Genomic DNA, 17,067 nt, shown 5'->3' with positions numbered 1-17,067 from the left:
CGAAATGGGTTAGTGCAGCCATCGGGGTCGGCCGTCGCCGTCGAGGCCGAGGAAACGCGAGGCCGCCCACTGGGGGTTGCGGTCCTTGTCGACCAGGGCGGCGCGGATGCCCTCGATGAAATCCGGGGTGCGGATGACGTCTCGGGTCAGGGCGAGTTCGGCATCGAGGCATTCGCGGAGGGTGCGTTGCTTGCCCCAGGCCAGCAGTTCGAGGGTCAACTGCAGGCTTTGCGGCGACAGCCGGGCCAGCACGGCGCGGGTGCCGGCCGCCCAGTCCCCGCCCGCGGCGGCCAGGCGCTCGTCGATCTCGGCGAGGGTGTCCGCGCTGAAGCACCAGTCGATCAGACCGCGGTGCTCGGCCAGCGTGCTCTCGGCGACCGGCGCCGGGCCGCTCGAGAGGGTGCGGAGGATCTCGTCGATCGGCTGATGGGGGTGATCGGCGAGCGCTGCCGGGACCAGTGCGATCGCGGCAGGATCGACGTAGTGGGTGGCCAACCCGGTGTAGAGGGCGTCGGCCGCCGAGACCCGGGCCCCGGTCAGCCCGAGGTAGACCCCGAGTGCCCCCGGAAGCCGGGAGAGGAAGTAGCTGGCGCCGACGTCGGGGAAGAACCCGATCCCGGTCTCGGGCATCGAGAGGGTGGCGTTGTCGCTGACCACCCGGAAGGTCCCGTGAATCGACAGGCCCAACCCGCCGCCCATGCAGATGCCGTCTATGAGCGAGATGAACGGGACCGGGTACTCGGCGATGCGGGCGTTGAGGCGGTACTCGGTGGCGAAGAACCGCTCGCTCGCCTCCGGGTCGCCGGCCAGGCTGTTCTCCTGGACGGCGCGGATGTCACCGCCCGCGCAGAACGCCTTCGGGCTGGCGCTGTCGAGCACCACGGCCCGAAGGCCGGCGTTCTCCCACTCGGTCAGCACCGTGTCGAGGGTGTCGACCATCTCGGTGGTCAGGGCGTTGAGGGCCGTGACCCGGTCGAGGGTGACGACGCCGATGTCGCCGCGCCGTTCGGCGCGGACGGTGTCGGCGCCGGCGGCGGTGGTCACGGTCGCTGCGTCACTCATGGGTGGGCATGGAGAAGTCGGCACGGACCTGGGAGTCGTTAGGCCAGCGGGTGGTGGCGGTCTTGTTGCGGGTGTAGAACCGGACGCCCTCGGGTCCGTGGATGTGGTGGTCACCGAACAGCGACCGCTTCCAGCCACCGAAGGAGTGGAACGCCATCGGTACCGGGATCGGGACGTTGATGCCGACCATGCCGGCCTTGACCTGCGCGAGGTAGGTGCGGGCGGTGTTGCCGTCGGCGGTGAAGATGGCGGTGCCGTTACCGAATTCGTGGTCGTTGACCAGTTGCAGTGCCTCCTCGAAAGACGCGGCCCGGACGATGGACAGGACCGGTCCGAAGATTTCCTCGAGGTAGATCCGCATGGTCGGGGTGACGTGGTCGAACAGGGTGCCGCCGAGGAAGAACCCGTCCCCACCGGCCGCCGGAATACTCTGCCGGCCGTCGACGACCAGCTCCGCGCCCTCGTCGACCCCGATGTCGATGTAGGAGGCGACCTTGTCGCGGTGCACCCCGGTCACCAGCGGGCCCATCTCCACGTCGGGTTCGGTGCCGGGCCCGACCTTCAGATCGGCCAGTGCGGCGATCAACCGCTCACGCAGGGCGTTCGCGGTGTCCTCGCCGACCGGGACGGCGACGGAGATCGCCATGCACCGCTCCCCGGCGGAACCGTAGGCGGCGCCCATCAGGGCGGACACGGCCTGATCGAGGTCGGCGTCGGGCATGATCACCATGTGGTTCTTCGCCCCGCCGAGGGCCTGAACGCGTTTGCCCTGCGCGGCGGCGGTGGTGTGGATGTACTCGGCGATCGGGGTGGACCCGACGAAGCTGATCGCCTCGACCTGCTGGTGGGTGAGGAGGGCGTCGACGGCGATCTTGTCGCCGTGCACGACGGTGAACACCCCGTCCGGCAGGCCGGCCTCGGTGAGCAGCTTGGCGAGTTCGACGCTGAGGGTGGGGTCCTTCTCGGACGGCTTCATCACGAACGTGTTCCCGCACGCGAGGGCGACGGGGAACATCCACATCGGGACCATGGCGGGGAAGTTGAACGGGGAGATCCCGGCGACGACGCCGAGCGGCTGGCGGAAGGTGACCCCGTCGACGGCGCGGCCGACATTCTCGGAGAACTCACCCTTGAGCTGTTGCGGGATGCCGCAGGCGAATTCGACGACCTCGAGGCCGCGGATCACCTCACCCTTGGCGTCGGAGAGGACCTTGCCGTGCTCGGCGGTGATGATCGCGGCGAGCCGGTCGGCGTGCTGATCGACCAGGTCGCGGAACCGGAACAGCACCCGCGCCCGGATGTGGGCGGGGGTCGCCGACCAGGCCGGGAACGCGGCGGCGGCCGAGGCGACCGCGGCATCGACGTCGGCGGTGGTGGCCATCGCCACCCGGCCGGTGACCTGCCCGGTGGCCGGGTTGTAGACGTCGGCGCGGGACTCGGCCCCGCGGGCGTCGACGCGGCCGGTGATGTAGTGGTCGATGTCGACCGGCGCACCGGACGCGGTGGCACCCGACGCCTGGGCGGGAATGGTGGCAGTCATGTGCAGTGTTCTCCTGGAGTCGTTTTCAGCCGTAGATCTGGGCGTAGAGGTCGCGGATCTCCGCGTCGGTCGGGACCAGCGGGTTGTTGTTCGGTGACCCGGAGGCCAGGGCCTGGGCGGCCATCAGTGGGATCAGCTCGTCCCACCGGCCCTTGTCGATGCCGTACGCCTTCGGGGTGGGCACGGCCACGTCCCGGCACAGCTCGGCCAGCGCGGCGACGAGATTGTTCGCGGCGACGGTGTCGGTGTCGCCGGCGGTCGCGACACCGAGGGCGCGGGCGCAGTCGGCGTACCGGGATTCGACGGCGCTCACCGAGAACGCGGTGACCGCGGGGAAGAGCATGGCATTGGACAGGCCGTGTGCGACGTGGAAGTGCGCACCGATCGGCCGGCTCATCCCGTGCACCAGGGCGACGGAGGAGTTGGAGAACGCGATGCCGGCCTGGGTGGCCGCGAGCATCATCTGCTCACGGGCCTCGGCGTCGGTGCCGTCGGTGTAGGCGCGGCGCAGCACCCGGCCGATCGTCGCGATCGCGGTCAAGGCGAGGCTGTCCGCGAACGGGTTCGCCTTCTTACTGACGTATGCCTCGATCGCATGGGTGAGGGCGTCGACGCCGGTGTCCGCGGTCAGCCGCGGCGGCATCGACACGGTCAGCTCGTAGTCGATCACCGCGGCGACCGGCAGGAACGCCAGGCCCGGGCACAGCATCTTCTCCTCGGAGGCACTGTCGGTGATGACCGTGAACTGGGTGGCCTCCGACCCGCTGCCGGCGGTGGTCGGGACCGCGATCACCGGCAGGGCGGGTCCGGTGTTGTTGCGGGGTGCCTTGTAGTCGCGCATCTGCCCGCCCTGGCTGCCGAGGATCCCGAGGGCCTTGGCGGTGTCCATCGGGCTGCCGCCACCGAATCCGATGACCGAATCGGCGTCGTGCTCGGCGATGGCGGCGACTCCGGCGTCGAGGGAGTCGGTGGTCGGGTCGGGGACGGTGCCGTCGAACAACCGCGGCGACAGACCGGCCGCTTCGAGGGTCTTGATCATCTGCTCGGCGGCGCCGATAGAGACGAGGAAGGAGTCGGTGACCACCAGCGGGCGGGTGAGCCCGAGGCCCGAGACGACCTCGCCGATCTCGGCGACGGCGCCGCCGCCGATCCGCATGATCCGCGGAAGTGCAATGGGTGCAGCCATAATCGGGTCTCCTGTCAGCGGTGGTTGAAGGTGGGCTTGCGCTTGTCGAGGAACGCGGCCATACCCTCGGTCTGGCCGTCGGTGGCGAAGGCCGCGTGGAACAGGCGCCGCTCGAACCGCATTCCCTCCGCGAGGGTGGTCTCGAACGCGGAATTCACCGCCTCCTTCGCCATCAGCACCGACGGGCGGGAGAACCCGGCGATCTTCTGCGCGATCGCGACGGCCTCCTCGATCAGGTCGTCGGCCGAGACGATGCGGGCGACGAGACCGATCTTCTCGGCCTCCTCTGCGTCGATGGTGCGCCCGGTCAGCACCATGTCCATGGCCTTGGACTTGCCGACCGCCCGGGTCAGGCGCTGGGTGCCGCCGGCGCCGGGCAGGATGCCGATGGTGATCTCGGGCTGACCGAACTTCGCGGTGTCGGCGGCGATGATCATGTCGCAGCTCATGGCCAGTTCCGCTCCGCCCCCGAGGGCGTAGCCGGCGACCGCGGCGATGATCGGCTTACGGGTCGTGGAGGCGCGTTCCCAACTGGCGGTGATGAAATCCTCGAGATAGACGTCGGTGAACGACTTCGGCTGCATCTCCTTGATGTCCGCGCCCGCGGCGAACGCCTTCGCGCTACCGGTGAGCACGACCGCACCGATACTGTCGTCGGCCTCGGTGACGTCCAGGGCCGCGGTGAGTTCCTCGGTGAGCTCGTTGCACAGGGCGTTGAGGGCCTTCGGCCGGTTGAGGGTGATCACCGCGACCGGACCCCGGCGTTCGACGATCAGGAAATTGTAGGTGCTCACGGTGTCGGTGGACGGCGCGCTGAGTTCGGCGATATCGGTCATTGATCTATCACTCCTTGTGGGAATCATTGGTGGACTGGGGTTGTCAGTGGTCGAGAATGATGCGGGCGTCGAGGGCCACGGCGGCGGTGGGGGTGACTGCGATCGGGTTGCATTCGATTTCGCCGATCTCCGGGTGCTCGGCGGCGTAGGCCGAGAGGGTCGCGACGAGGTTGGCGGCAGCGTCGACGTCGACGGCGGGCTTGCGGCGGAAACCGGTGAGCAGCGCGGACCCTCGCAGCGACAGCAACAGCTCACGCGCCTGGACTGCGGTGACCGGGCCGAGGGCGCAGCGGGTGTCCTCGAGCAGTTCGGTGTACACGCCGCCGATGCCGACGAGGACGATCGGTCCGAACGTCGGGTCGCGGCGCACGCCGATGATCAGCTCGACCGCGCCGGAGAGGTCGGCCATCTCCTCGATCGAGCAGACGGGGGGTGCCAGCCGCGCCTGGACGTCGTCCCAGGCTTCGACCAGGGCGGTGTGGTCGGCGATGTTGAGGATGACGCCGCCGTTGTCGGACTTGTGCTCGTCGCCGAGGGCCTTGAGGACGAGCGGGAACTGCAGTCCGGCGACCGCGGCCTCGAGTTCGGCGATGGTCGACACCTCGGCGGCGGGAACGAAGGGGATCCCGGCGGCGGTCAGGGCGCGGCGGGCCGGCCAGTACCCGGTCTCGGTCAGCGGGGCGGCGGGCTCGGGCAGCACCGGCAGCGGGTGCGCACCGGCCTGGGCACGTCGGCTCAGCCGGCTCAGCGCCCAGGCGGCGTGTTCGACGTTGCGGTACACGGCGATTCCGCTCTCTCGCATCGCCTGCGCGGGCTTGGAGTCGGCGAACATGGTCTGGGCGATGAAGCTGGCCTCGGACTCGGCGACGAGGGCACCGATGTCGTGACCGGCCTGAATCTCGCCGGGCGCGACCGCGGGGTCGTAGTCGCCGTAGCCGCCGAAGAAGCCGGTCATCAGGACCGCGTCGGCCTCGGGAGCGTCGATCAGCCGCTGGGCGACGCGGGCAAAGCAGGTGATGTCCTGCTCTCCGCCGCCGGCCAGGTCGATCGGGTTCGATGTTGCCGCGGTCGGGGGCAGTTCACCGGCCACCCGAGCGGAGAGTTCGGCCGAGAACTCCTCGACGTGCAGCCCGGCGTCCTCGAGGCTGTCGCTGGCCAGGGAGGCGTGGCCTCCGCCGTCGGCGAGCACGGCGACCCGCGACCCGGCCGGCGGGCGGGTGCGGACGAGGGCTTGGAGCAGGTTGGCCATCTCGAACGGGCTCGAGACCAGTTCGGTTCCGGTCGCTTCACACACGGCCTCGAGGACGACGCTGGAGGTCACCAGCGAACCGGTGTGCGAGGCGGCGCCGCGGGTGGAGGCGGCGCCGCGGCCCACCGACAGCAGCACGACGGGCTTGCCGGCATCGGCGGCGCGGGCGGCGGCGCGGGCGAACTTGCGGCCGTCCTTGAAGCCCTCGCAGTACACCGCGATCGCCGCGGTGCCCTCGTGGTCGACGCAACTGTCGATCAGGTCGGCGACATCGAGGTCGGCGCAGTTGCCCAGGCTGGCGAACCGGGCGACGCCGAGGCCCTGCTCGGTGAAGTGCTCGGCCAGGTCGATGGCGACGTTGCCGCTCTGGGAGATGATCGAGACGGACCCGGGCCGGAATTCGTTGACCGTGGCGTCGAGGCCGGTGGTGTTGTCGAGCACGCCGAGGCAGTTCGGTCCGAGCATCGGGATTTCGGCGTCCCGCAGACGTGCGACGAGGGCGTTCTGCCGGGCGAGGCCGTCGGCGCCGGACTCCCCCAGTCCTGCGGTGATCGCGACGATCGCCCTGACATTGGCGGCGATGGCGTCGTCGACCGCCTCGTCGAACCCGGCTGCCGGTACGGCGATGACCGCGAGATCGACGGGAGCATCCAGGGCGGTCAGGCTCGGCACCGCGGGGTGGTCGAGGATCGTCGGCCGAGTCTTGTTGATCAGGTATGCCGGTCGCCGGATCTGATCCCGCAACGCGCGCACCGCGAGCCAGTTGCCGTACTTGGCCGGATCGTTGCTGGCCCCGACGATCGCGATGGAGGACGGGTCGAACAGGGCGGTCAGGTCCCGCCGGGTGAGAGGCGGCGCGAGGGCGAGTGAGGTCATCGAGAGATCTCCGTCTTCGGAAGCGGGTGGGGGTGGTGGCAGCGGAACGAGTGGAAATGCTGCGGAAGTATGTGATGTGGATCCCAAAATAATATGGAATTATTGTGAGGTCAAGAGGGAAGGTTCCCGACCACGTGCCGGACGCTACGATCGGGAGGCGACCTGCGCATTCGAAGAATGCAGAAGAGATGCAGGTAGAGGGGTTGTGAACTGATGACTGCGGCGGACGTAACACAGCTGGGCGAGGATCCGCTCGTCACCGCGAGCCGGCGGCGCATCCTCGGGGCCGCCGAGCGACTGATCGGCGTGCACGGTATCGAGAAGGTGCGTTTGCGCGACATCGCGCAGGAGGCGGGAGTCTCGATCGGGAAGATTCAGCACTACTTCGACAACCGTGACCAGGTCATCGAGGCGATGCTCGGCGCGGCGAGCATGCGGCGTGTCGAGGAATGGGCCACGTTCGCCAACGACATCGACGATCCCGCCACGAAGATGGTCTCACTGCTCGAGCACGCCATCACCGACCGCGAGCGGTGCACGGTGTGGTTGGCGACGACGTCGGTGGCCAGCCGCAACGAACAGTTCATTCCGGACGTGGCGCGGATCTACGCGGCGTGGCGCGCGAAGCTTGTCGAGGTGATCGACGCCGGACGACATGATGCGGTTTTCCACCCGACCGCGTCCGCCGACGAGGTAGCGGACGGGATCATCTGTGCCATAGACGGTTTGATGACCGCCGTTGCTGTCGCCCTTCCCGACTACACCCCCGAGCGCAACGCCCGGATGCTCCGGCACATCGCCGGGCTGCTGCTGGGAACCAGGTTCGAAGCCGAGGGCGACAAGTGACGCTTCATAGGGCTGGGACCGGCCGCGACGGCTGATCACTGCCAGGCGAATACCGGCTGACCGACATGGGCGACGCGGGTGGGTCGCCGGCGCAGCACCACTTCGCGGAATTGGTAGAGGATGGCCGCCGTCGGGGCGTGGACGTCGACGTCGCGGAAGGGCCATTGCAGGATCGGCGCGTCGACTCGGGGGTCGGTGACGAATCGGGGGTCCGCGTCCACCTCGTCCATGGTGACGGTGTGCACGTGGGCGACCTCGGCGGGGTTCGGGTGCAGGGTGCCGGTGAAGTCGCCGATCCACACCACGAACGGGGTGATGACGTAACCGGATTCCGTTGCGAAGTCGTCGAGTTCGCCGATGATCTGGCCGTGATGGGCGTGGACCCCGAGTTCTTCCTCCAGCTCACGCAAAGCTGCTTCGGCGGCGGTCTCGTTGGGGTCGATACGCCCACCGGGAAAGGCGAACTGGCCGGGGTGTGCACGCAACGACGACGATCGTTCGGTCAGCCAGATCGCCGGTTCACCGTCCGTGGTCAGGACCGCGATACAGACCGCGGCGGCCCGGCGGCCGTCGAGGGGCAGTTTGATGGCCCGGAATCGTCCGATCGCTCGGGATAGTTCGAACCGGTTGAGCGTCGACATACTGCCCCCTTCTGGGACTTCGCATCCACCTCGGACGGGTTGGGCGGAGGCGGCCCGAAGCCGCCTCCGCCCAACGATTTACCTCTCTCAGGGCACCAACACGATCTTTCCCTGGACGTCGCCGGCAGCGAGCTTCTTGAGTGCGGTGTCGGCGTCGGACAGCGGCAGGACCGAGTCGATCTGCGGGCGCAGACCGGTGGTGTCGAGCAGGGCGAGGAGTTGCTGCAGTTCCTCACGGGTGCCCATCGTCGAACCGAGCACCTGCAGTTGGAGGAAGAACACTCGGTTCAGGTCCGACGGCGGGTTGGGGCCGGAGGTGGCACCGCAAGTCACGATTGCCCCACCCGGCTTCAGCGACTTCAGCGAGTGCGCCCAGGTGGCCTGGCCGACGTTGTCGATCACCGCGTCCACCCGCTCGGGGAGCCGCGCCCCGGACTCGAAGACCTGATCGGCGCCCAGCGTGAACGCTGCCTCCCGCTTGGCTTCGGTGCGCCCGGTGACCCACACTCGCAGACCCGCGGCCTTGCCCAGGGCGATCGCGGCCGTCGACACGCCGCCGCCTGCTCCTTGGATCAGCACGGTCGATCCCGGCGCCAGGTTCGCCTTGACGAACAACATCCGGTACGCAGTCAGCCACGCGGTCGGCAGGCACGCGGCCTGCTCGAACGTCAACGACGCCGGCTTGGCCACCAGGTTGCGGCGCGGGACCAGCACCTTCTCGGCCAGGGTGCCGTCGTAGACCTCCGAGAGCAGTGACCGCTTGGGGTCGAGGGTGTCGTCCCCGGTCCACCCGGGCGAGGTGATCACCGAGTGCACCACGACCTCGTTGCCGTCCTCGTCGATCCCGGCGGCATCCCCGCCGAGGATCATCGGAAGCTGGTCGGGCCGGATACCCACCCCGCGCAGGGTCCACAGGTCGTGGTGGTTCAGTGCCGCCGCTTTCACCGTCACCGTCGTCCACCCCTCGCGAGGTTGCGGGTCGGGACGCTCACCGACGACGAGGCCGGAAACAGGGTCGTCGGGATCGATGGCATTGGCGTAGGCGGCAAGCATGGTGGAACCTTTCGTATTTCAGTCGAGGGTTGATCCTCGACGACACCTGTACCCCGGCAAGGTGCGCGGGGTACAGGCGGGAGTCGTCGAGGTGATCAGACCTTTTCGGGGTTTCGTGTTTCGGTGAGCGGGGATTCGTTCGGGTCGGTGCTCGCACCGGGCGTGAGAGCGGACGGTGAACGCTCGCGGACGGTCTTGATACCGAAGGCGATGAGGATGACCGCCCACACTGCCAAACCTTGCAGCAGTGAGATTCGGGAGGTGCTGTCCCACAGCATAGTTGCAAGGATGAAGATGATGACAGCGGTCACCGCGATCGACAGGAATGGGAAGAGCCACATCTTGAACTCGAGCTTCCCGCCGTGCTCTCGCTCGTTCTTCTTGCGGAGGATGATCTGCGAGATGCAGATCATCAGGTAGACGAACAGGATCATCGCTCCCGAGGCGTTGATCAGGAACAGGAAGACACTGTCGGGGAAGAAATAGGCGACAGCTATGCACCCGTAGCCGATCGTGGTGCACGAGAGCACACCCCAGACCGGAACACCGCGCTTGTTCACCGAGGTCATCCACTTGGGGCATTCACCGTTCGAGCCGAGGGTGAACAGCATCCGCGAGGTCGAGTACAGGCCGATGTTCAGGCAGGAGAGCACCGCGATCAGGATGACGACGTTGAGGATGTCGGCGACACCGGGAATATTGAGCACCTGCAGCACGTGCAGGAACGGGGAGTCGCCGGTCGGGATCGAATCCCACGGAATGATGGTGACGATGATCAGCGAGGACGTGACGAAGAAGAACAGCACGCGGTAGATCACGGCGTTGACGGCGCGCTTGATCGCCAGGCCCGGCTCCTTCGACTCGGCGGCGGCCACGGTGACCACCTCGGCGCCGACCATGGAGAAAATGACGACAACGACACCGGAGAGCATCGGCAGTACCCCGTTGGGGGCGAGCCCACCGTGGGCCGTGAGGTTGGAGAAGTCGATGGTCGCGTTCGGCCACAACCCGAGGACGAACAGCACGCCGACCGCAACGAACGCGACGACGGCGGCGACCTTGATGCCGGCGAACCAGTACTCGAATCTGCCGAAGTTGCCGACCGACACCAGATTCACCAGGGTCAGTGCCAGCAGCAGCATGACCGACAGGAGCCAGGCTGGCACACCGTGGATCCACCGTTGCAGCAGCTGCGCTCCGACGACGGCCTCGAATCCGACGACGACCATCTGGTAGTACCAGTACAGCCAGGCCGTGGAGAAGCCTGCCCAGTTCCCCATGGCGTCACGGGCGTAGTCGGTGAACGAACCGGTCCGCGGGTTCGCGACAGCCATCTCACCGAGCATCCGCATCACCAGCAGGATCAGCACCCCGGTGAGGGCGTAGGTGACGATGGCGGCCGGTCCGACCGCACTGATGATCGCCCCCGACCCGATGAACAGTCCCGCCCCCATCGTTCCACCCAACGCGATCATCGTCAGGTGTTTCTGCTTCAACGGAGTGTGCAGCCCTCCGTGGGTGTCGTTGTCTTGCACGTGTTTCTCCTCATTGCAGGCGATACGGAGCGGAACCCGAGTCCCGGCGGCGGCTCGCTCCCGCTGGGCACCACTCGAGTCGAAGGATCTCTGCGCGGCCTGACAAGGTCTGTTTCGCGTCGGCCGCATCGGGGTGTGAACCAAGTCTCACTGCGTTCGGTGCAGATCACAACACCGAATTGGGCACACGCCTGTGCATATTTGCACACCGATCGGTTAGTGTGAGGCGTGATCGATGCCGACGACCTGCGTTATTTCCTCGAAGTGGCTCGGACCGGGCGCCTGGTGGCGGCGGGCAAAGGACTCGGTGTCAACCACTCGACCGTGGGCCGGCGGATCACCGCCCTCGAGCGGGCACTGGGGAACCGGCTGTTCGACCGAGTGCCGACCGGGTGGGTGCTCACCGACGCCGGACACGAGTTGGTGGTACAGGCGGAGTCGATCGAATCCGCGTTGCTCGCGGCGATGGAAGGGGCCGCCTCGGGCGGCGGGCGACTGTCGGGAACCGTGCGAGTCGCCACCCCGGACGGGTTCGGGGCGTTCATCCTCGCCCCCCATCTCGACGAGTTGTGCGCACAGAACCCCGACCTCGACATCGAAATCGTGACCGCCACAAGGCACGACGTTCTCGCAACCCGAGAGTTCGACGTCGCTGTGACCCTCGAACGGCCGTCGCCGCGGGCGGTGGACATCAGCGAACTCGCCGATTACCGCCTGGGTCTGTACGCGAGCGCGGGATACCTCGAATCGCATCCACGGATCTCCCACGTCCTCGACTTGCACGATCATCCGCTGATCGGGTACGTCGACTCGCTGCTCGACGTGCCGGCGCTGCGTATCCTCGACGAAGTCCTCCCCGGGCACCGCACGCGCATCCAAACCAACAACATCACCGGCCAGTGGACCGCCACCGCCGCCGGCCTCGGCGTCTCCGCCCTCCCGCTCTACGTCGGCGACCCGGACCCGACGCTCGTGCGGATACTGCCCGAAGAGGTCACCGTACTGCGCAAGTACTGGCTGATCGTGCCGCGAGAATTACAACGGCTCGCCCGGGTCCGAACCGCCATCGCGACACTGCGATCCATCGCCGCGAACCACGACAGCTTGATCACCCGCGTCGGATGACCAGTTCGAGCCGGTAGCTCTCTTAGAGAAACAGATACCACCAGTAGTTATCAAACTGGTCGCCTCGTCGCATTCTCCATTTTCCGCCATCGGGCTTGGCAATCCCATCAAGAAGAACGTAGCCGGTTGCAACACAATGGTTTCTGTTCAAATTTTTCTCCATTGCGGTACCGAAACGTCACCAGCGTTAACAGTTCCGTAACCGATTCAGGGTTTCCTCACACTATCTTTGGTTTCACACACGTTGCCTTCTAGTGCCGATATGGCACGCAAGCACTGAATCCGAGGAGTAGTCGATGATGTCCCCTGACCCCACCGCGTCCACCACGACGGTTTCCCCGTTCCGCGTCACGACGGAGTTCTGGAAGTCGTTGCCGCAGATGCCGACTTCAGAGTACCCCGGCACGGAAGGGTTCATCGACGACGTCTACGCCAACCCGGACGGTTCGGAAATGTCAGCCGGGTACTTCGGGCTGCGGCACACCGATGCCCCACTCGATTACCTCTACGAATACGACGAGATGAAGGTGGTGCTCGATGGCGAGTTCCTCCTCGAGAACCTCGACACCGGCCAGACGGAGGTCGCCAAGCCCAACGATGCGATCTTCTTCCCCAAAGGCTCGCGGATCCGATTCACCACACCCGCCGGGGCGCTCGCGTTCTACGTCGGTCACCGCTCGTTCGCGCCGTAGAACCGTGACACCGAGGACGGCCACCACCGGCGTGAGCAGGCGCGCGTAGCCCTCCCCCGGCGGTTCCGCCCGTACCTGCCCCGTCTCTAGCAATCGAGCAGATCTGGAGGACCTGCCTTGACTGAGGTTATCGAGGTGACCACCACATCCACGGCAGTGGCATCCGAACTGTCCGTCGTCGTCACCGGCACCACCATGCTGTGCGAGGACATCCGCGAGGTCGTGCTCGCACCCGTCGGCGGCGGAACGCTGCCCTCCTTCACACCGGGTAGCCACATCGCGGTCACCTGGAAACCGGGGTCGCGCAATTCCTACTCGTTGACCGGCCCCGCCATCGAACCGAACCACTACTCGATCTCGGTTCGACTGGATCCCGCCGGTGCCGGTGGTTCCCGATGGGTGCACAATCTGGCCGTCGGCGATCCGATCACGATCTCCGGCCCACGCAGCGCATTTGCCCCCGTCGCGTCTGCTCGCCACCATGTCCTCGTCGCCGGCGGCATCGGGGTCACCCCCATCCTCTCGCACGTACGGGCGGCGGTGCAGTGGGGCCGTTCGTTCGAGGTGATCTATTCCTTTCGCCCCGGATTCGGTGCTCATCTCCCCGAGTTGGCGTCGCTGTGCGACGGCCGTCTCACGACTGTGCATACGCCGGAACAGTTCTGGGACAACATGACGCCCGCGTTGTCCCGCCAACCGATCGGCACCCATCTGTACACCTGCGGTCCCGCCCCGATGATCGGTGCCGTGGCCGAAGCAGCGCTCGCGCGGGGCTGGCCGGTTCAGCGTGTCCACTCGGAACCGTTCTCGTCCGCGATCTCCGCTGCAGGTGAACCCTTCACCGCCACCCTCGCCCGCACAGGAACCACGGTGCCGGTCGGTCCCGACACCAGCCTGCTCGAGGCCCTTCTCGACAAAGGGGTCAACGTGCCGAATCTGTGCCGACAGGGTGTCTGCGGGGAGTGCAAACTCCCTGTGCGCAGCGGCCGGATCGAACACCGCGACCTGTTCCTCACCGACGACGAAAAGGACCGCGGTGACGCGCTCATGCCCTGCGTATCCCGCGCGGCCGGTGCACTGGAGCTGGACCTGTGACCACGGCACCGCCCGGCGGCGTCACACCCCGAACCCCGCGCACTCCCCAGCCCACATCAAATCCGCGAACGCAAGGAACACCAGCCATGACGAGCATCGACCATGACGCCGGAACGGCCACCAGCGCAGTCGGAATCACCGCCGCCAGCATGGATCTGACCGGACGCCACTACCTTCTGGTCATCCTCGGGGAGGCGCCCAGCGCCGCCGCCAAAGCAAAACAATGGGCTCGTGCACTTCACGACGCACAGCGGTCAATCTCGGAACACACCGCTTCCAGCGCCGCCACCGTGGGCGACCTCATCGCGTCGAGCACAGTCGGGATCCGCATCATGATCTGCGGACCCGAGTTCGAGGTGATGCAGGCCGTGGCGGCGGCACGGTCCCACGGGGTACTACCGTGCGAGATGTTCGTCCACATCACTCACGTGGACGCGATCCACGTGTACTGCCCGCACTGCGACACCGCCACCCGGACTATTGCCCAACCGAATACGACCGCGGAGTGCTCGGGCTGTCGTCGCGATCTTCTCGTGCGACCACACACGTCGTCGCATCGCGCGATGTACCTGGCATCAGTGGCCTGAGCTGCCGCCAAACCATTCCCCGAATCCACCCACCTTGTCTGGAGCGAAGCACCGTGATCGAACTACTCGAGAGTGACCTGAACTGCTTGCCCTGGCCATTCCCCGCCGGCGAGGACACCTTCCGGTACGCGGTCAACGTCGAGCCCGCGCCCCGCTACACACCGACCCCGGCCGGCGGCTGGGGGCGGCACGTCGTGGATCTCGGACTCGAATACGCATCAATGATGCAGCTCAAACGGGAGATCCTCGCGAAAGACCCAGGTCGCGTACAGATTCTGCCGCACATGATGCCAGCATGCTGGGACGTCATGCTCTTTCTGATGCGACAGATGGCCGACTCCTACCCGGACACCATGCAACTGACCCGAGACACCAACCGCTATCACTGGCGCAACACCCTGCTCGACATCGATCAGCACTTCGAGATGGGTGAGCTGTCCACGCTTCCGGAGGACCCGCTCACCTTCATCGGCTGCCAAGTTCCCGACGACATACTCCTGCTCACCGAACGCCACGACCAACTCTGGTTCGACGCTGCCTTCGTGACCTTCGCCGCCGACTGGTCGGTCAAATTCGATGTGGGCATGAACTTCAACGAGATTCACCGCCCAGTTCCCGGGTTGACGAATGGCGGAATTACCGGACGAGCCCAACAGTTCATGCGGCGACTCACAACCGATCGCATCTATCGACGCGTCAACTGGACCTTTGCCGCCGTCGGATCCCCCCAGCGCGACACCAGCCTCGAAACTCGACCCGAGTGGGAGCACGACTTCCCGGCACTCACCACCGCCGGGGACTACGGCCGCGTGCAACTACGGATCGAACTCGAACATCTCATTCGTCTTCCCTTGACCGGAGCGCTGGTATTCAATATTCATACCTACCTGACACCGCTGTCAGACATCGTCACCATTCCCGAGTGGAGCGAACAACTCGCCACCATCATCTCCGAACTACCGGCCGACATCGCCGCCTACAAGGGCATCGACAGCTACCGCCACGAGGCAGCCCGCTGGCTACGCGCCCACGTATCCGAACCGGTGTCCACATAGACACCCAGGAATCAGCCCGGCCTGGCAGCGGGCAACTGTTGCGGACCCTGCGGATTGCCACCCCAGATGGTTTCGGGGCAGTCATCCTCCCCAATTTGCCCCCTGCAGAGCAAAAGTGCGCTGACACGGGATTTCCACGGGATGCTGCGGAAATGTTTTTCAGCACCAACACCGCGAACCGGCAGGCCCACAGGCTCCGTCGGCCGGAGATACGGGGTGAACATTTGCGGTGAGCCAGTCCTCTCTTCCTTCGCCCGTATTGCGCGACGGCGCCCGCTGCACGCGGAATCAGGTGTAATCATGGGTCCCTGTTACGCGTGTTTACCGGCCAGTCAGGTCACTGAACTACCAATGCCCGCATCCTTGCTCGCAATTTGTGAACACCCCCGGGCCTGGCGGTTCGGTGGAAGAACCTGCGTCAGTCAGATGAGGTACCGAAACTCCTGTGTGCCCGGCGCAATGCGCTGCACCTCCAGTGGTGAGGCGTCCAGCCGCGCGAGGATCAACGGCAGAGTGTCGGCCTCCTGCAGTTCGATGCCCACGAGTGCGGCACCGAACTCGCGGTTGTTGCGCTTGATGTACTCGAACATGGTGATGTCGTCGTCGGGACCGAGCACCTGATCGAGGAACCGGCGCAGCGCGCCGGGCTGTTGCGGGAAGTCCACCAGGAAGTAGTGCTTGAGACCTCGGTGCACGAGGGATCGCTCGATGACCTCGTTGTAGCGCGAAACATCGTTGTTGCCACCCGAAATGACGCACACGACAGTCGTCCCCGGTGCGATCGGCAGTCCCGCGAGTGCGGCGACGGACAGCGCGGCGGCCGGCTCGGCGATGATGCCCTCGTTCTGATACAGGTCGAGCATCGCCGTGCACACCGCACCCTCGTCGACCCGAGTCATCGTGATCCGGTCGAGACGGGATACCACCGCGTACGGGATGTCACCGACGCGCTTGACGGCCGTCCCGTCGACGAACGGATCCACATCCGGCAGCGTCACCGGACCGCCCGCGGCGAGCGCGGCGGCCATCGATGCCGCACCGGACGGTTCCACCCCGACGATCGACGTGCACGACGACGTGGCCTGCAGGTAGGCGCCGATTCCGGCAAGGCAGCCACCACCGCCCACCGGAACCAGAACCAGGTCCGGTGCCGAGGGCAACTGGGCGAGTAGCTCGCGGGCGATGGTGCCCTGCCCCGCCGCGGTACGGGCGTCGTCGAACGGCGCAACCATCGTGGCCCCGGTGCGCGCGACGTCGTCAGCCGCGGCCTCCGCCGCCGCGTCGAACGTGTCGCCGACCGCAATGAGCTCGACGAACGCCCCGCCGTGAGCACGGATGCGATCCCGCTTCTGCTCCGGAGTTCGGGTGGGCACGTAGATCCGCCCCGCCACCCCCATGGCCCGGCACGCATACGCCACGCCCTGGGCATGGTTGCCCGCACTAGCCGTGACGACGCCCGCCTCACGTTCGCGAGGAGAAAGCTGCGCCATGACGTTGTAAGCACCGCGCAACTTGTACGAACGGACGCGGGTGAGATCCTCACGTTTGAGGTAGACCTCGGCACCGGTGAGTTCCGACAGACGCTCACAATATTCGAGCGGCGTCGGCGGCACGACCGTCGAGATTCGCTCCGCCGCCGCGTCGACGTCGGCCACACAGAGCGCGGGCAGATGCGCCGGAGCCATTGCC

At 66.7% G+C, this 17,067-nt stretch carries 15 protein-coding genes; 6 read left to right on the top strand and 9 right to left on the bottom strand.

What is annotated here, in order from left to right; genetic code table 11:
- Positions 1-9: 9 nt before the first annotated feature.
- The 5 genes from JWS13_RS30420 to JWS13_RS30400 form a co-directional block, all read right to left on the bottom strand.
- Positions 10-1,062: an enoyl-CoA hydratase/isomerase family protein gene (locus JWS13_RS30420; protein WP_206009081.1), complete on the bottom strand. Its 1,053-nt coding sequence runs from the start codon at positions 1,060-1,062 to the stop codon at positions 10-12.
- Positions 1,055-2,602, bottom strand: coding sequence for a CoA-acylating methylmalonate-semialdehyde dehydrogenase (locus JWS13_RS30415; protein WP_241032399.1), 1,548 nt, complete (start codon positions 2,600-2,602; stop codon positions 1,055-1,057). Before JWS13_RS30415 ends, JWS13_RS30420 begins: the two co-directional genes overlap by 8 nt.
- A 25-nt stretch (positions 2,603-2,627) precedes the next feature.
- Positions 2,628-3,788: an iron-containing alcohol dehydrogenase gene (locus tag JWS13_RS30410; RefSeq protein ID WP_206009080.1), complete on the bottom strand. Its 1,161-nt coding sequence runs from the start codon at positions 3,786-3,788 to the stop codon at positions 2,628-2,630.
- A gap of 14 nt (positions 3,789-3,802) precedes the next feature.
- Positions 3,803-4,582 (bottom strand): enoyl-CoA hydratase, encoded by a 780-nt coding sequence (locus JWS13_RS30405; RefSeq protein ID WP_206011797.1) that lies wholly within the window; start codon positions 4,580-4,582, stop codon positions 3,803-3,805.
- Between the two features lie 85 nt (positions 4,583-4,667).
- Positions 4,668-6,749 carry an acetate--CoA ligase family protein gene (locus JWS13_RS30400; protein ID WP_206009079.1) on the bottom strand — a complete coding sequence of 694 codons (2,082 nt, stop codon included), beginning with the start codon at positions 6,747-6,749 and terminating at the stop codon, positions 4,668-4,670.
- A gap of 213 nt (positions 6,750-6,962) precedes the next feature.
- Between JWS13_RS30400 and JWS13_RS30395 the strand changes: the two genes are divergently transcribed.
- Positions 6,963-7,595, top strand: a complete 633-nt coding sequence (locus tag JWS13_RS30395; RefSeq protein ID WP_206009078.1) for a TetR/AcrR family transcriptional regulator — start codon at positions 6,963-6,965, stop codon at positions 7,593-7,595.
- Positions 7,596-7,630: 35 nt separating this feature from the next.
- Here JWS13_RS30395 and JWS13_RS30390 read toward each other — a convergent pair whose 3' ends face one another.
- From JWS13_RS30390 to JWS13_RS30380, 3 genes are all read right to left on the bottom strand, one after another.
- Positions 7,631-8,236, bottom strand: coding sequence for an NUDIX hydrolase (locus JWS13_RS30390; protein ID WP_206009077.1), 606 nt, complete (start codon positions 8,234-8,236; stop codon positions 7,631-7,633).
- An 87-nt stretch (positions 8,237-8,323) separates the two neighbouring features.
- Positions 8,324-9,289, bottom strand: coding sequence for a zinc-binding dehydrogenase (locus JWS13_RS30385; RefSeq protein WP_206009076.1), 966 nt, complete (start codon positions 9,287-9,289; stop codon positions 8,324-8,326).
- Positions 9,290-9,384: 95 nt separating this feature from the next.
- Positions 9,385-10,824 carry an amino acid permease gene (locus JWS13_RS30380; protein WP_241032397.1) on the bottom strand — a complete coding sequence of 480 codons (1,440 nt, stop codon included), beginning with the start codon at positions 10,822-10,824 and terminating at the stop codon, positions 9,385-9,387.
- Positions 10,825-11,052: 228 nt separating this feature from the next.
- On the opposite strand from JWS13_RS30380, the gene JWS13_RS30375 reads away from it, so the two are divergent.
- The 5 genes from JWS13_RS30375 to JWS13_RS30355 all read left to right on the top strand — a co-directional run bounded on the left by JWS13_RS30375 (position 11,053) and on the right by JWS13_RS30355 (position 15,378).
- Complete coding sequence (locus JWS13_RS30375) at positions 11,053-11,949, top strand: LysR family transcriptional regulator (RefSeq protein ID WP_206009075.1); 897 nt, start codon at positions 11,053-11,055, stop codon at positions 11,947-11,949.
- A 296-nt stretch (positions 11,950-12,245) separates the two neighbouring features.
- Positions 12,246-12,641, top strand: a complete 396-nt coding sequence (locus JWS13_RS30370; protein ID WP_206009074.1) for a cupin domain-containing protein — start codon at positions 12,246-12,248, stop codon at positions 12,639-12,641.
- A 117-nt stretch (positions 12,642-12,758) separates the two neighbouring features.
- Complete coding sequence (locus JWS13_RS30365) at positions 12,759-13,736, top strand: PDR/VanB family oxidoreductase (protein ID WP_206009073.1); 978 nt, start codon at positions 12,759-12,761, stop codon at positions 13,734-13,736.
- 86 nt (positions 13,737-13,822) lie between these two features.
- Positions 13,823-14,323 carry a dimethylamine monooxygenase subunit DmmA family protein gene (locus JWS13_RS30360; RefSeq protein ID WP_206009072.1) on the top strand — a complete coding sequence of 167 codons (501 nt, stop codon included), beginning with the start codon at positions 13,823-13,825 and terminating at the stop codon, positions 14,321-14,323.
- 53 nt (positions 14,324-14,376) lie between these two features.
- Positions 14,377-15,378 (top strand): heme-dependent oxidative N-demethylase family protein, encoded by a 1,002-nt coding sequence (locus JWS13_RS30355; RefSeq protein WP_206009071.1) that lies wholly within the window; start codon positions 14,377-14,379, stop codon positions 15,376-15,378.
- 422 nt (positions 15,379-15,800) lie between these two features.
- Here the strand turns inward: JWS13_RS30355 and ilvA are convergent, their stop codons facing one another.
- On the bottom strand, positions 15,801-17,063 hold the full coding sequence (gene ilvA / locus JWS13_RS30350) for a threonine ammonia-lyase IlvA (protein ID WP_206011795.1): 1,263 nt from the start codon (positions 17,061-17,063) through the stop codon (positions 15,801-15,803).
- Positions 17,064-17,067 lie beyond the last annotated feature (4 nt).

The sequence above is a fragment of the Rhodococcus pseudokoreensis genome (assembly GCF_017068395.1).
Taxonomy (GTDB): Bacteria; Actinomycetota; Actinomycetes; order Mycobacteriales; family Mycobacteriaceae; genus Rhodococcus_F; species Rhodococcus_F pseudokoreensis.
Note: the sequence above shows the minus strand (reverse complement) of the source record. Positions and strands in the feature narration are given on the sequence as shown.